The 13,200-nt window shown below is 65.3% G+C and carries 9 protein-coding genes; 5 read left to right on the top strand and 4 right to left on the bottom strand.

All coding sequences use genetic code 11. The features are described from left to right. Nucleotides 1-4 precede the first annotated feature (4 nt). Nucleotides 5-2,170, bottom strand: coding sequence for a formate dehydrogenase subunit alpha (gene fdhF / locus NATGR_RS14180; protein WP_005578101.1), 2,166 nt, complete (start codon nt 2,168-2,170; stop codon nt 5-7). Between the two features lie 152 nt (nt 2,171-2,322). On the opposite strand from fdhF, the gene NATGR_RS14185 reads away from it, so the two are divergent. Further along, the gene (locus NATGR_RS14185) at nt 2,323-2,880 is read left to right on the top strand and encodes a hypothetical protein (RefSeq protein ID WP_005578103.1); all 558 of its coding nucleotides are present in this window, start codon (nt 2,323-2,325) and stop codon (nt 2,878-2,880) included. Between the two features lie 11 nt (nt 2,881-2,891). On the opposite strand, the gene NATGR_RS14190 is transcribed toward NATGR_RS14185, so the two are convergent. Beyond that, nucleotides 2,892-4,604, bottom strand: coding sequence for a formate--tetrahydrofolate ligase (locus NATGR_RS14190; RefSeq protein ID WP_015233729.1), 1,713 nt, complete (start codon nt 4,602-4,604; stop codon nt 2,892-2,894). Nucleotides 4,605-4,982: 378 nt separating this feature from the next. Between NATGR_RS14190 and NATGR_RS14195 the strand changes: the two genes are divergently transcribed. From NATGR_RS14195 to NATGR_RS14205, 3 genes are read left to right on the top strand one after another with little or no spacing between them, the layout of a single operon-like run. After that, entirely contained in the window at nt 4,983-7,511 is a 2,529-nt protein-coding gene (locus tag NATGR_RS14195; RefSeq protein ID WP_005578107.1) for a GcvT family protein, read from the top strand. An 8-nt stretch (nt 7,512-7,519) separates the two neighbouring features. Then, nucleotides 7,520-8,290 (top strand): electron transfer flavoprotein subunit beta/FixA family protein, encoded by a 771-nt coding sequence (locus tag NATGR_RS14200; RefSeq protein ID WP_005578109.1) that lies wholly within the window; start codon nt 7,520-7,522, stop codon nt 8,288-8,290. Continuing rightward, nucleotides 8,287-9,258: an electron transfer flavoprotein subunit alpha/FixB family protein gene (locus tag NATGR_RS14205; RefSeq protein WP_005578112.1), complete on the top strand. Its 972-nt coding sequence runs from the start codon at nt 8,287-8,289 to the stop codon at nt 9,256-9,258. Before NATGR_RS14200 ends, NATGR_RS14205 begins: the two co-directional genes overlap by 4 nt. Here the strand turns inward: NATGR_RS14205 and NATGR_RS14210 are convergent, their stop codons facing one another. Beyond that, nucleotides 9,259-10,515 (bottom strand): alanine--tRNA ligase-related protein, encoded by a 1,257-nt coding sequence (locus tag NATGR_RS14210; protein WP_005578114.1) that lies wholly within the window; start codon nt 10,513-10,515, stop codon nt 9,259-9,261. A 404-nt stretch (nt 10,516-10,919) separates the two neighbouring features. After that, on the bottom strand, nt 10,920-12,713 hold the full coding sequence (locus NATGR_RS14215; RefSeq protein WP_005578116.1) for an aldehyde ferredoxin oxidoreductase family protein: 1,794 nt from the start codon (nt 12,711-12,713) through the stop codon (nt 10,920-10,922). A 192-nt stretch (nt 12,714-12,905) separates the two neighbouring features. Here NATGR_RS14215 and NATGR_RS14220 point away from each other — a divergent pair, with 192 nt between their 5' ends. After that, nucleotides 12,906-13,160 carry a hypothetical protein gene (locus tag NATGR_RS14220; protein ID WP_005578117.1) on the top strand — a complete coding sequence of 85 codons (255 nt, stop codon included), beginning with the start codon at nt 12,906-12,908 and terminating at the stop codon, nt 13,158-13,160. Nucleotides 13,161-13,200: the final 40 nt, after the last annotated feature.

A 13,200-nucleotide genomic window follows, 5' to 3' on the forward strand; every position in this document is an offset into this window, starting at 1 on the left:
CCGATCAGTCGTCGGCCGCCGGCTCGAGGCCGACCTCGATCTCTGCGGCTGCGGCCTTGTACTCTGGAATCTTCGCTCGCTCGTCGAGGACGTCGTTCGTCAACTTGTTCGCGGAGGCGGCCGCGAAGTGGGGCGTCGTCCAGACGACGCCTTCCTTGGTGTCCTCGGTGACCTGTGCCTCGACGGTGATCTCGCCGCGGCGCGATTTGAGGCCCACTTTCTCGCCGTCCTCGATGCCGTACCGTTCGGCGTCGTTCGGGTGGACGTCGACGAAGTTCTCCGGCGTCTGGCGGTTCAGCGTCGGCGAGCGGCGACTCATCGTCCCCGTGTTGTAGTGTTCCTCGAGACGCGCGGTCGTCAGGATCAGCGGGTACTCGTCGTCGGGCGTCTCCTTCGGCGGCTGGTGGGTGACGCCCTCGATGTGGCCCTTGCCGCTCTCGGTGTCGAACTCGTGTTCGTAGAGGAATGGATCGCCCTCGTCGCCGGGCTGGTAGCAGGGCCAGTGCAGTCCCTCCTCCCCGAGGTTGTCGTAGGTCATCCCGTGGTAGATCGGACAGACCTCGCGGAGCTCCTCGAACACCTCCTCGGGATCGTCGAAGTCGAAGCCCTCGCCGGACTCCGTCCGGCTCTCCGAGGAACGTGACTCCTCGCCGCCGAATAGCCGAGAGCCGACTTCCGAGAGGATCTCGAGGTCGTGTTTCGTGTTCTCGTGTACTTTGTCGACGCCGCGCATCCGCTGGACGCGCCGGTCGGTGTTCGTGACGGTGCCGTCGCGTTCGGCCCAGGTCGTCGCCGGCAGGACGACGTCGGCGTACTTCGCCGTCTCGGTCATGAAGATGTCCTGAACCACCATGAACTCGAGTTCCTGAATGCGCTCGGCGACGCTGTTGGCGTCGGGTTCGGACATGACGGGGTTTTCGCCCATGACGTACAGACCGTGGACCGAGGTGCCGAACTGGTGGGAGACTTCGACGTTGGTCAGGCCCGGTTCGTCGGGTACCTCGAACCCCCAGACGTCCTCGACGCGGGTGCGGGCCTCGTCGTCGTCGACCAGCTGGTAGCCCGGGAGGACGTTCGGCATCGCGCCGACGTCGCAAGTCCCCTGGACGTTGTTCTGTCCCCGAAGCGGGTTGACGCCCGTCCCCGGCCGGCCGATGTTGCCCGTGATCAACGCGAGGTTGATCTCGTTTTGGACATTGTCGACGCCGCAGGCGTGCTGACTCATCCCCATCCCGGTGAAGATGGCGGCGTTGTCCGCTTTCGCGTACTTCTCGGCGGCCAGTTCGATCGCTTCCAGATCGAGCCCGCACTCCTCGGCGGCGGCCTCCTTGTCGAAGCCCTCGAGGGTCTCTTTCAGATCCTCGAACCCCTCGGTGCGAGTCTCGACGAACTCCTCGTCGATCCAGCCGTCCGCCGGGTGCTCTTCGTGGTGGTCGAGGATCGTCTCGAGGACGATATTCAGTAGCGGAATGTCGGTGCCGGGGTTCAACTGGAGGTGCTGGTGGCGATCCGTCTCGTCGATCTGGAACGAGCGCGTCGTCTTGTTCGCATGCGGGTCGACCTGGATCACCGTCGCGCCCTCGAGGACGGCCTGGCGGAAGTACTGGCTGTTCGCGATCGGATGCTGTTCGCCCGGGTTCGCACCCTGAATCCAGAACAGGTCACACGCCTCCTCTAAGTCGGCCATGCTGTTCGTCATCGCGCCCGCGCCCAGGCTCGTCCGTAGCGCCCAGACCGTCGAAGCGTGACACATCCGCGTACAGTTGTCGACGTTGTTGGTGCCGTACCGGCGAGCGATCTTCTGGAGGAGGTAGTTCTCCTCGTTCATCGTCTTCGAGGAGCCGAAAAAGCCCATCGCGTCCGGACGGTATTCCTCGCGGATGCGCTCGAGTTCCTCGACGACCAGGTCGTAGGCCTCTTCCCAGCTAGCTTCTCGGAACTCGCCGTCCTCTTTGATCAGCGGCTCGGTCAGTCGGTCCTCGTGGTCGACGACCTCCGTCGCCGCGCCGCCCTTGATACAGACTCGACCCTCGTTTACCGGCGCGTCGCCCCACGGCATGAACTGGACGTCGCCCGGTTCCTCCCCCTGCTTGACCTGGATGCCACAGCCGACGCCACAGTACGGACAGATCGTCTTCGTCGGTCCGGACTCGGGGTCGTCAGTCGACATCGGGATCACCTGTGTGAGTGCTGGTCATGGTATACCGTATCGTCTCGGCCGACGGCAATCAAAGTTTCTCCGGGACCGCCGCCGCGCCGCAGTATCGACCGTCGTCGTGACGGAAACGTTCACACGGTCGGCCGTCGTACCCCGCGAGCAGGATGGAACTCACCGCAGACACCGTCGACGCGCTCGCCGACGAGTACGCCGACGCCCACCCGTTCGCGACCGTCGAAGACGAACACCGCGAGATCATGCCGGCGACGCTCGAGAGCGGCGACTACGGCTGGCGCGACGTAGAGTGGGTCGTCCAGTGGTACTATCGGCGACGCCTCGACTACGACAACGCCGCTCGCCGCCGCAGGGAGGCGGCCTTCGGCGACAACGAGTACGAGGCGGTCCACGCCGCCATCGACGACGCGCTCGCGGCCGACGAGACCGAGGCGAAACTCGAGGCCCTGACGACGCTGTCCGGCGTCGATCCCTCCGTCGCAACTGCGTTCCTGCAGTTTCTCGACCCCGGCCGCTATCTCGTGCTGAGCGACCGGGAGTGGGGGGTCCTGCAGGACTGTGGCGAACTCGAGGAGCCGTACCCGGAAGAGCCGTCCCCGGCGGCGTACGAACGATACCTCGAGACGTGTCAAGACGTCGCCGACCGATGTGAGTGTGACCTGCAGACGCTGTACCGGGCGCTGTGGCAGGTCGAAACGAGCGAATAAAGACCGCTCGCTCAGAACAGCCCCGAAATACTCCCGTCGGAGTGCAGTTCCATGCTCTCGGCTGCTGGCTCCGCCGGGAGCCCCGGCAGCGTGAGCACGTCGGCGGTCAACACCACCAGGAAACCCGCTCCTGCCGACGGGTAAATCTCGTTTACCTCGAGCGTCCAGTCCTCGGGGACGCCCTTCTCGCTCGCGTCGTCGCTCAGCGAGTGGAACGTCTTCGAGAGACAGATCGGCACGTCGTCGAACCCCAGTTCTGTCAGCCGGTCGATGTCGTCTCTGGCGTCGCTGTGGAACTCGACGCCGTCGGCACCGTAGATCTCGGTGGCGACGGTCTCGATCTTCTCTTCGATGGAAGCCTCGAGGTCGTACAGCGGTTCGAACTCCGACTCGGCGTCGGCAGCCTCGACGAGGTGTTCGGCGAGTTCGATCCCGCCTTCGCCGCCCTCGGCGAAGACGGTCGACTCTGCGGCCGGCACGCCGAGTTCGTCCTCGCAGTGCTCGACGACGGCCTCGACCTCGGCGTCGGTGTCCTGCGGGAAGCGGTTGACGGCGACGACGACCGGGACGCCGAACTGCTGGAGGTTCCGGACGTGTTTCTCCAGGTTCTCGAGGCCGTCGTAGACGGCGTCGACGTCTTCTTCCTCGAGTGCGTCGACGTCTGGCGGCCACATGTCCTGGCCGTGGTACTTCAGCGCGCGGACGGAGGCGACGAGAGCGACGGCGTCGGGTTCGACGTCGCCGAAGCGGGAGACGATGTTCATGAACTTCTCGGCCCCCAGGTCGGAGCCGAAGCCGGCTTCGGTGACGAGGTACTCCGAGAGGTGGGCGGCGACCTCGTCGGCGATCAGGGAGTTGGTGCCGTGGGCGATATTGGCGAACGGACCGCCGTGGACGAACGCCGGCGTCCCCTCGATCGTCTGGACGACGTTGGGTTTCAGTGCGTCTTTCAAGAGGATCGCGGCGGCGTCGGTCGCGCCGAGGTCGTCGACCGTGACCGGGTCGCCGTCCTCGTCGTAGGCGACGATGATCCGTGCGATGCGTTCTTTGAGGTCCTCGAGTCCGTCGGCGAGACAGAGCACGGCCATCAGTTCCGAGGCAGCGGTCAGGATGAACCCGTCCTCGCGGGGGATGCCGGTCACGTCGCCGCCCAGGCCGACGACCGTCTCGCGGAGGACCCGATCGTTCATGTCGATCGCACGCGGCCAGTTGATCCAGTTGACCGCGATGTCGAGTTCGTTGCCCTGCTTGATGTGGTTGTCCAGTATCGTCGCGATGAGGTTGTGTGCGGAGGTCAACGCGTGCAGGTCGCCCGTGAAGTGGAGGTTGATGTCCTCCATCGGGAGCACCTGCGAGTAGCCACCGCCCGCGGCCCCGCCTTTGACGCCGAAGACGGGGCCAAGCGACGGTTCCCGGATCGCGACGAGCGCGTCTTCCCCGAGTTGGTTCAACGCCTGCCCGAGTCCGACCGTCGTCACCGTCTTCCCCTCGCCTAGCGGCGTCGGCGTCATCCCGGTGACGAGGATCGTCTTGCCCGCGGGGTCGCCCTCCTCGCGGAGCCGCTCGATGGCCTCGAGTTCGACCTTCGCTGTCTCCTCGCCGAGCAGTTGGAGGTCGTCCGCCTCGAGGCCGTAGGGTTCGACGACGTCGGTGATGTGTTTCGTGGTTACTGACTGTGCGATTTCGTAGTCCGACGGTATCGATCCGCCTTCGTCTGCACTCATATCGGTCCCTTTTCCCGATCGCTTCATAAGTGTTGACGCCACGCATAGCGTTCCGGATACGACGAGGTTCCGTTCGCGCTCGTCGCCGGGAACGAGATCTGACACACGGAAGCGAACGACCGAAACACGACCCATAACCGACCTGATTGCTTGTGGTGTGGGCTACCGACCGATTCGTTTCGTTCCATCGCCACTCTACGCTCCGAGCAAGATTCGTCCTCGGGCCCTACGACCTCGTCCCTCGTCACGTAACCTGCGTGTCAGATGTACGTCCATTTAATAGCGTGTGGGATGATCACTAGCGACGAAGATGACACTGTACGGAAAGCGCCCGTGGACAGCGGACGGACGACCACGCCGGACGGGTGGTGAGCGACGATGAGCAGCGACTTTCCCTCGAGTGCGGGGACGGTAATCATCGGTGCCGGAATCGTCGGCAACAGCCTCGCGTACCACCTCTCGAAACAGGGTCGAGACGATATCCTCCTGATGGACAAGGGACCGCTCCCGGACCCAGGCGGGTCGACGGGACACGCGTCGAACTTCCTGATGCCGGTCGAGCACTCGAAGGAGATGACCCACCTCACCCGCCGCTCGATCGAGCAGTACGAGGACATGGACACGTTCACGAACAGCGGCGGAATCGAGGTCGCCCGAACCGACGAGCGGATGGCGGAACTAAAACGGCGCGTCCAGTCGGCCAAAGCCTGGGGTGAGCCCGGCGAGTTGCTCTCCGTCGAGGAGGTCGAGGAGATGGTGCCCTACGTCAATACCGACATCATCGAGGGCGGGTTCTACAGCCCGGGCGCCGGCACCTGCGACCCGCTGCGGGCCGGCGAAGTGATGCGGGCACGAGCCGATCACGAAACTGACGGCGGACTCACCGTCTCGCCGAACACGGAGGTGCTCGACTTACACGTCGAGGACGACGCGATACAGGCCGTCGAGACTGACCGTGGCACTGTCGAGGCAGGCGAGGTCGTCATCGCCGCGGGGCTGTGGAGCCCCAAGATTGCACAGATGGCAGGCGTCGAGATCCCGCTGACGCCCGCCGTCCACCAGATGGTCAGCGTCGGACCGATCTCCTTCTTCGAGGACTACGACGGCGAAATCTCGTTCCCCGTCGTCCGGGACATGGACACCCAGATGTACGAGCGCCAGCACGGGAACGACTTGGAGGTCGGCTCCTACCAGCACCGACCGATCCTCTGGGACGTCGACGACGTGCCGTCGATCGACGAGGCACCGCTGTCGCCGACCCAGCCGCCGCTGACCGACGACGCCTTCGAGCAGTCGATGGCAGACGCACTCGAGATCGTCCCCGAACTGCTCGACGACCCGCAGGCGGGCGTTCGCCACGAAATCGACGGTTTGCTGTCGGTGACGCCGGACGGCGCGCCCCTGCTCGGCCCGCTGCAAGACGTCGAGGGGCTGTGGTCGTGTGCCGCGGTCTGGATCAAGGAAGCGCCCGCGATCGGCGAGGCCGTCGCCCAGTGGATGACGCGTGGCTGGTCGGACATCGACCTCCATGGCTCCGACGTCAACCGGTTCTACGAGTACGGCACCTCCCAGGAGTTCGTCGAGAACCGAGGCCACGAGGGGTTCCAGAAGATCTACGGGATCGTCCACCCCGCAGAGCAGTGGCAGAGTTCGCGGCCGCTCCGACAGAGTCCGTTCTACGACCGCCAGGAGGACCTCGGCGCACGATTCTTCGAGGCCGCCGGCTGGGAACGACCCCAGTGGTACAGCTCCAACGAGGACCTCGTCCGGACGTACAACGAAGAACTCGAGGGACTACTCCGGGGCAACGAGTGGGACTCGCGGTGGTGGTCGCCGATCATCCTCGGCGAACACCTCCACATGCGCGACCACGTCGCCATGGTCGGCGACATGGGCTTCGGGAAGTTCGACTTCGTCGGCTCGGACGTCGTCGAGTACGTGGAGCAGATGGCCGTCGGGCGGACGGACGTCGACATCGGGAAGACGGTCTACACGCCGATCCTCGCGGAGAACGGCGGCTTCGTCTCCGACCTGACGATCGCCCGTCTTGGGCCGGAACACTACAGAGTTATCACCGGCGGTGCAGCAGCAGGCTCCGACCGCGCGTGGTTCGAGCGCCACCTCCCCGAGGACGGCGACGTCACGATGATCGACCGCTCGGAGTCGCTGTGTACGCTCGGCGTCTGGGGGCCCGACGCCCGCGAGGTCGTCCAGTCCGTCACCGAGGAGGACATGTCCCACGAGGCGTTTCCGCCGTACACCGCCCAGGAGATCACCGTCGGCGAGGTCGACGCCTGGGCGATGCGACTCTCCTACGTCGGCGAACTCGGCTGGGAGATCTACGCTCCCGCAGCCACGGGCGGCCGCCTCTGGGACACCATCGCCGCGGCCGGCGAGGAGTACGACATCCGGCCCGTCGGGATGGGCGTCTACGGAACGACCGGGCGCATGGAGAAAGGCTACCGGCTCTTCGGCCACGAACTCGAACTCGAGTACGACCCGGCCGAAGCCGGACTGACCTTCCACGGCGTCAAAGAGGCCGACTTCATCGGGAAGGAGGCCTACGCCGAGGCGATCGACGAGGAGAACGCGGCTACGCTCTGTACGCTCTCGGTCGACGACCACACCTCGGAGTCGGGCGAGCGCCGGTTCATGCTGGGGAACGAACCGGTCCTCGACGACGGCGAGGTGATCGTCGACGAGGAAGGCCGAGAGTCGTACGTCACGAGCGCGGGGACCGGCCCGAGCGTCGGCAAACACCTGCTGCTGGCGTACCTTCCGCCCGAACACGCCGAGGAAGGACGGCAACTGCAGGTCGAGTACATGGGCGAGCAGTACCCGGTGACCGTCGAGGTCGTCGGCAGCCGACCGCTGTTCGACCCCGAGAACGACCGCATCCGCAGCTAGCATTACGCATGAACGTTCTTTCCTGTATCAAACGCGTCCCGAACACTGGCGCGAAGATCGTACTGACGGAGGACAGGCAACGAATCGACACGAGTAACCTGGGCTTTACCATGAGCCCCCACGAGGAGTGTGCCATCGAGGAAGCGATCCAGCTGATCGAGGACCACGGCGGCACGGCACACGTCCTCACGCTCGGCCCCGAGGAAGCGGACGAACAGCTCCGGACGGGACTCGCCATGCAGGCCGACGAGGCGACCCTGCTCGAGACTGACGGCGAAGAGTGGAGCCCCCGCGAGACGGCCGACGCGATCGCGAACGCGATCCAGGAACTGGAAGACGACGGCGCGTTCGACCTCTTACTGTTCGGCAACGAGTCCGCCGACGCGGGCAACTACCAGGTCGGCGTCCGCGTCGCCCGCACACTCGGACTCCCCTGTGTGACCGGGATCAAGTCCCTCGACGTAGAGGATGGGACCGCGATCGCCAAACGCGAAGTTGCCGGCGGCGAGGAAGTCTACGAGATCGACTTACCGGCCGTCGTCGCGGTCAAGGAGGGGATCAACGAACCTCGCTACGCCTCCATGCGTGCCAAGATGCAGGCCCGAAAACAGGAGGTCCCACGGCTCGAGCCCGAGGGCACCGCGGGCGCGGGAACCTTCGAGAAGGTCCGGCTGGAGGCACCCGAGACGGACGATTCGGAGGCCGAGATACTCGGCGACAGCCCCGACGCCGTACCGAACGTCGTCGACGTCCTCGAGGAGGAGGTGGAAGTGCTATGATCCTCGCGTTCGTCGAACACGAGAGCGCCGTTCCGGACGAGACGTCGCTGGGGGCGTTGACGATGGCCCGCGACCTGGCAGCGAACGAGGGGGTGGACCTCGCTGCCGTCGCCTTCGGTGACGAAGCGGCCGGGCTGACCGACGAACTGGGAGAGTACGGCGTCGACGAACTCCACCACGTCATCGACGACCGACTCGAGGGCTACGCGCCCGAGGCGTGGGGTGAGAGTCTGGCACAGCTGGCCCGCGAGGTCGACGTGAGCACGATCACAGTCCCCGGAACAGACCGTGGCCACGAGGTGCTGGCCCACGCCGGCACGACCCTCGACGCGCCGATGGCGACGAACTGCCTCGAGATCGAGGCCGACGGCGACGCGTACGAACTGCGTCGCCAGCGGTGGGGTGGCAGCCTGCTCGAACACTCCCGGCTCGAGGGCGAGACGACGCTGGTGAGCGCTGCCGAACACGAGCACCCGATCGAGGAGGCCGAGACGGCCACGGAGCCCGCCGTCACGGAATTTTCGCCGTCGCTCGAGGATGCCCACTTCCGTGTGCAGGTCGACCGCGTCGAGACGACCGACGAGGAGGGCGTCCCGCTCGGCGAGGCACGCGTCGTCGTCGGCGGCGGCCGGGGCGTCGGCGGCCCCGAGGACTACGACAAACTCGAGGAACTGGCCGACCTGCTGGGCGGGACCGTCGGTGCTTCCCGCGCCGCGGTCAACGAGGGGTGGCGGCCACACGACGACCAGATCGGCCAGACCGGTGCGAAGATCAGTCCCGGTATCTACATCGCCTGCGGGATCAGCGGCGCAGTCCAGCACATGGTCGGCTGCAAGGGGGCCGAGAACATTCTCGCGATCAACACGGACCCCGAGGCGGCGATCGTCCAGAAGGCCGACTACGCCGTCACCAGTGACCTCCACGAGGTCGTGCCGGAACTGAACGACGCGATCCGCGAGGAGATCTAATTACTCTCCGCGGAGGTGAGCCACGACCTCCGCCGGATCGGCCTGGAGCCCGCCACCTTGTGCGGCCGTCGGACTGCCGCCGCCACCGCCGCCGAAGGCGTCCGTCACACCGTCGATCACCTCGCCGGCGTCTACCTCGCCCGTCGAGGCCACGACGACCGAGGGTGCACCGTTACCGTCACCGTCGACGACTGCAACCACGTCCGGTTCGTCCGGTTCTTCGCCGACGACCGCTCGTGCACCCTCGGTGACGACGTTCGACTCGAGTCCCTCGAGCGCGCCGACGGCCCACGTCGCGCCGTCGCGTTCGACAGTCGAGAGTTCCGAGAGGCGACTCACCACGACCTCCGCTTTCAGTTCCTCGAGTTCGGACTCGAGTTGCGCTTTCTCTTCCTGCAAGCGAGCGACCGCCTCGGGCAGTTCGTCGACGGGAACGCCACCGATTCGACTCGCCTCGCGTACTGCGGCTCGTACGTCTGCGGCGTGGTCGACTCCCGTCGGCCCGACCGCGAACTCGACGCGTGTCACTCCTTCACCGGGATTCGATCGGTCGAGTACTTCGATCGGACCGATCTGGCGAGTGTTGTCGACGTGCGTACCACCACAGGCCGCTACGTCCCACGGTTTGCCGTCGCTCTCGTCGCCGATCGTCGACTCGCCGACCGTCACCACGCGGACGCGTTGGTCCGACTCGGCCTGTCCCTCTGCCATCGCGCCCGCCTCGGTCTTCTCGTTGAACGAGATCTCCTCGAGTGCGCGGGCCTTCGCTTCCGGTAGTCGCTCCCACGTGACCGATCGTGCGTCCCAGACGGCCCGGTTCGAGCGCCGCCCGAGTTCGACGAGATCGGCGTCGTCGATCGGCTCAGCCGTCGTCAGGTCGATCCGTACTTTCTCCTCGCCGATGTCGAACCCGGCGTAGCCGAGGCCGTCGAACAGCCGTCGGCCGGCCCCGTAGACGACGTGGCTCGCGGTGTGGGCGCGCATGCAGTAGGTTCGGAACGCATCGTCGACCGTGCAGTCGACCTCGCTGCCGGGCTCGAGTGACGGCTCGGATGCGAGCGTGTGAACGACCGCGCCGTCGCGTTTCTGGACTGTCTCGGTCCCGATCCCGCCGATCGTGCCGCGGTCGGCCGGCTGACCGCCGCCTTCGGGATAGAAGTACGTCTCCTCGAGTTCCACGTCGCGGCCGTCGACTGCCGCGATCGTCGTCTCGAACTCCCGAACGGTGGGTGACTTCGATGCGCGTGACAGCGTCATGCACACGAGTCGGTTACGGCGACATAAAAACCTCTCCGGTTCCGGACCGACCGTGCTGGTACGAGGAAACTATTCCAGTCTCATCCCCGAGAGGTTGTGATCGCGGCGTTTACACATGTACTCCTGTAATACTGGGTGTCGGGCCTGTACGGGAGAGGCCGACGACAAGTGGCGATATAGCTAGTACAAAATAAGTTTGATATGACATTCTAATGTTATTTTTACTCGATTTGTGGACACGATCGAATAAAGAATATACTTGCTTTACTCTGCATACTGAATGTATAATCACAGATACGCGCTATATATTTGGTTTTTCGTATTTTGTAGAATGATAGACATACTAATACAATTCTATATACTTGTCTGCATAGCGTACGGAAATGAATCGTGTCGGGAAAATACTATTCGATCGATCGGTCGAACACCGTCCCCACTGGCGTCGCTTCGTCGCGGACGGCCGCGAGCGCGAGTCGCTCGAGTGTGTCCTCGGTCGGTCGTCCGTCGGTCCCCCAGCCGCGCGTCCGGTAGTAGGCGTCGAGGAGTCGCTCGAAGGCGTCCGGATCGACTCTGTCGTCGATGCCGAGCAGCGACTCGGGAAGCCGATCGTCGCTCCGATCGACTCCCTCACGGACGTTGAACAGTCTGACGAGCGTCCAGATCCGTTCGCCGGTCCGATATAGCCTCAAGGCGTCGGTCGGGTACGACAGGTCACTGGCTTCGTCCAGTGCCTCGAGAAAAGTCGCACCACAGTCGTGCCACATCGTCTCGCCAGCGAAGTCGTCGGCGACGAGGCTCCACAGCACGGAGCGGACATCCTGGGCGGTTTTGACGGCCGTGATCCGTTCGTCGCGGTCCCACGCCTCGAAGACCTCCGCTTCGATGGGGCGGGCACGGCGATGACAGCCACCCCGGTCGCTGGTCGCGTACGCAAGCGCCATCCCGGCCGCACCACGAGGGTCGTACGCCGGCAGTTCCATCGACTTTACCGTAGGGATCTGTTCCGTCCCAAACCGGGCCGCAGCCGCGTCGACACCCTCCCGGAGCGTCTCGACGACTTCCTGGTCGCAGGGTGGGTCGGCTCCCACCGCGATCGCCTCGACGAGCGCCCGCGCCGCGTCGCCATCACCGAACTCGAGATCGGCGTCGATCGCATCCGTCTGACTCGCGCGGACGGCCCACGCGACGACGTTACCTGCGGAGATCACGTCGACGCCGAGTCTGTCACAGCGTTCGCCAAGCATCGCGACGACATCGAAGTCGTCGATGCCGAGCCCCGCGCCCAGGCTCATCTGGGTCGCTCCACGTGGGACGGTCTCGCCGCCCTCGGTCTCGACGCGAAAGCCGCCCGGAACCGACTCGTCGGGGTACTCGCGGCCACTCGCGGCCTCCCGGACGGCGTCGACGCCGATTTCCGGGGTTCCCTCGAACGCGCTTTCCTGCCAGCCTTCCGTCGCGAGGGCGTCGACTTCGTCGGCGAAGTCGACCGACTCGAGGGTCCCACTGGCGGCCTGCCAGATCCCGGTGTCGTCGCTCGCGTATCGCTCGGTGTACTCCTCGCGGAGTCGGGCCAGTTCGGCCGTCGGTGGTTCGGCTGGTGGCCCTGCCGCGACCACAGCCTTGAGCCGTTTCGAACCCATGACCGCGCCGGCACCGCCGCGTCCGGCGTGGTGGTCGCCAGCGTCGGAAGCGATCGTCGCGTACCGGACCTCGTTCTCTCCAGCGGGGCCGATGCACGCGATAGCCGCGTCGGAGTACGCTTCGGCCGTCTCGACGGTATCGTGACTCCACGTCTCCGCGGGCTCGATCGCGGCCGTCCCACCCTCGAGGACGACGTGAACTGGTTCGTCGCTCTCGCCAGTTACGAGCAGGGCCAGACAGTCCTCGAGCGAGCCGGCGAGCCGTTCGGCGAACGTGCCGCCAGCATAGGAGTCGAGAAACAGTCCCGTCAGCGGCGACTTCGTCACTGCCGCGTATCGGGACTCGCCAGGGAGCGTCCCGGCAAGCGGTCCGACACAGAACGCGAGCACGTTCTCCGGTCCCAGCGGATCGACACCCGCGTCTAGCTCTGCATAGAGGTACCGGCCACCGATCCCCTTCCCGCCGAGAAACTGGCGTCGCCACCGTTCGGGAACCCGTTCTTTCCGGACGGTTCCCGCAGTGAGATCCACACGTAGGACGTAAGAGCGGCCGACCATCGTCCACTCTTACTGGCTCGAGAGTCATATGTGTGCCTGTGAGTGACGGACATCCGATCCGACGTGGTTCGTGGCTGGCTCGTCGCGAGACGATAGTTTTCTTCGTCGCTCGAGCGACTCGATAGCCGGGCCCGATTCCCGTCGGCGTGTAATCGGCGGAGGATCTTTCGAGGAGGAGATGCTAGAACTGGTATGGCTCGCCTCAGCTACTACGACAAGCTGCTGGTCGCTATCGCGGGCAGCCTCGCGCTCGGGATGGCGATCGGACTCGCGACGCCGGTCGCGTTCCTGTCGGGGCTCGCGGCAGGTGCGATCGTCGCGACGATCTTCGTCTACGAGGCGATGTTCCGGAATCCACCAATCCCGACGGAATCGGTACAGTACAAAGCAGCGGCGATCGCTTGGCACGCGTTTCTCGGACTGACGATCGTCGCAGCCGCTGTCTGAGTGACGTTCACTTCGGTAGCCAAACCCTCTTACGCGCACG

The organism is Natronobacterium gregoryi SP2 (assembly GCF_000230715.2).
Lineage (GTDB): Archaea > Halobacteriota > Halobacteria > Halobacteriales > Natrialbaceae > Natronobacterium > Natronobacterium gregoryi.

Excerpts from the sequence above, each read along its gene's own strand:
- fdhF (WP_005578101.1), bottom strand. The coding sequence starts at position 2,170 with ATGTCGACTGACGACCCCGAGTCCGGACCGACGAAGACGATCTGTCCG.
- NATGR_RS14185 (WP_005578103.1), top strand. The coding sequence starts at position 2,323 with ATGGAACTCACCGCAGACACCGTCGACGCGCTCGCCGACGAGTACGCC.
- NATGR_RS14190 (WP_015233729.1), bottom strand. The coding sequence starts at position 4,604 with ATGAGTGCAGACGAAGGCGGATCGATACCGTCGGACTACGAAATCGCA.
- NATGR_RS14195 (WP_005578107.1), top strand. The coding sequence starts at position 4,983 with ATGAGCAGCGACTTTCCCTCGAGTGCGGGGACGGTAATCATCGGTGCC.
- NATGR_RS14200 (WP_005578109.1), top strand. The coding sequence starts at position 7,520 with ATGAACGTTCTTTCCTGTATCAAACGCGTCCCGAACACTGGCGCGAAG.
- NATGR_RS14205 (WP_005578112.1), top strand. The coding sequence starts at position 8,287 with ATGATCCTCGCGTTCGTCGAACACGAGAGCGCCGTTCCGGACGAGACG.
- NATGR_RS14210 (WP_005578114.1), bottom strand. The coding sequence starts at position 10,515 with ATGACGCTGTCACGCGCATCGAAGTCACCCACCGTTCGGGAGTTCGAG.
- NATGR_RS14215 (WP_005578116.1), bottom strand. The coding sequence starts at position 12,713 with ATGGTCGGCCGCTCTTACGTCCTACGTGTGGATCTCACTGCGGGAACC.
- NATGR_RS14220 (WP_005578117.1), top strand. The coding sequence starts at position 12,906 with ATGGCTCGCCTCAGCTACTACGACAAGCTGCTGGTCGCTATCGCGGGC.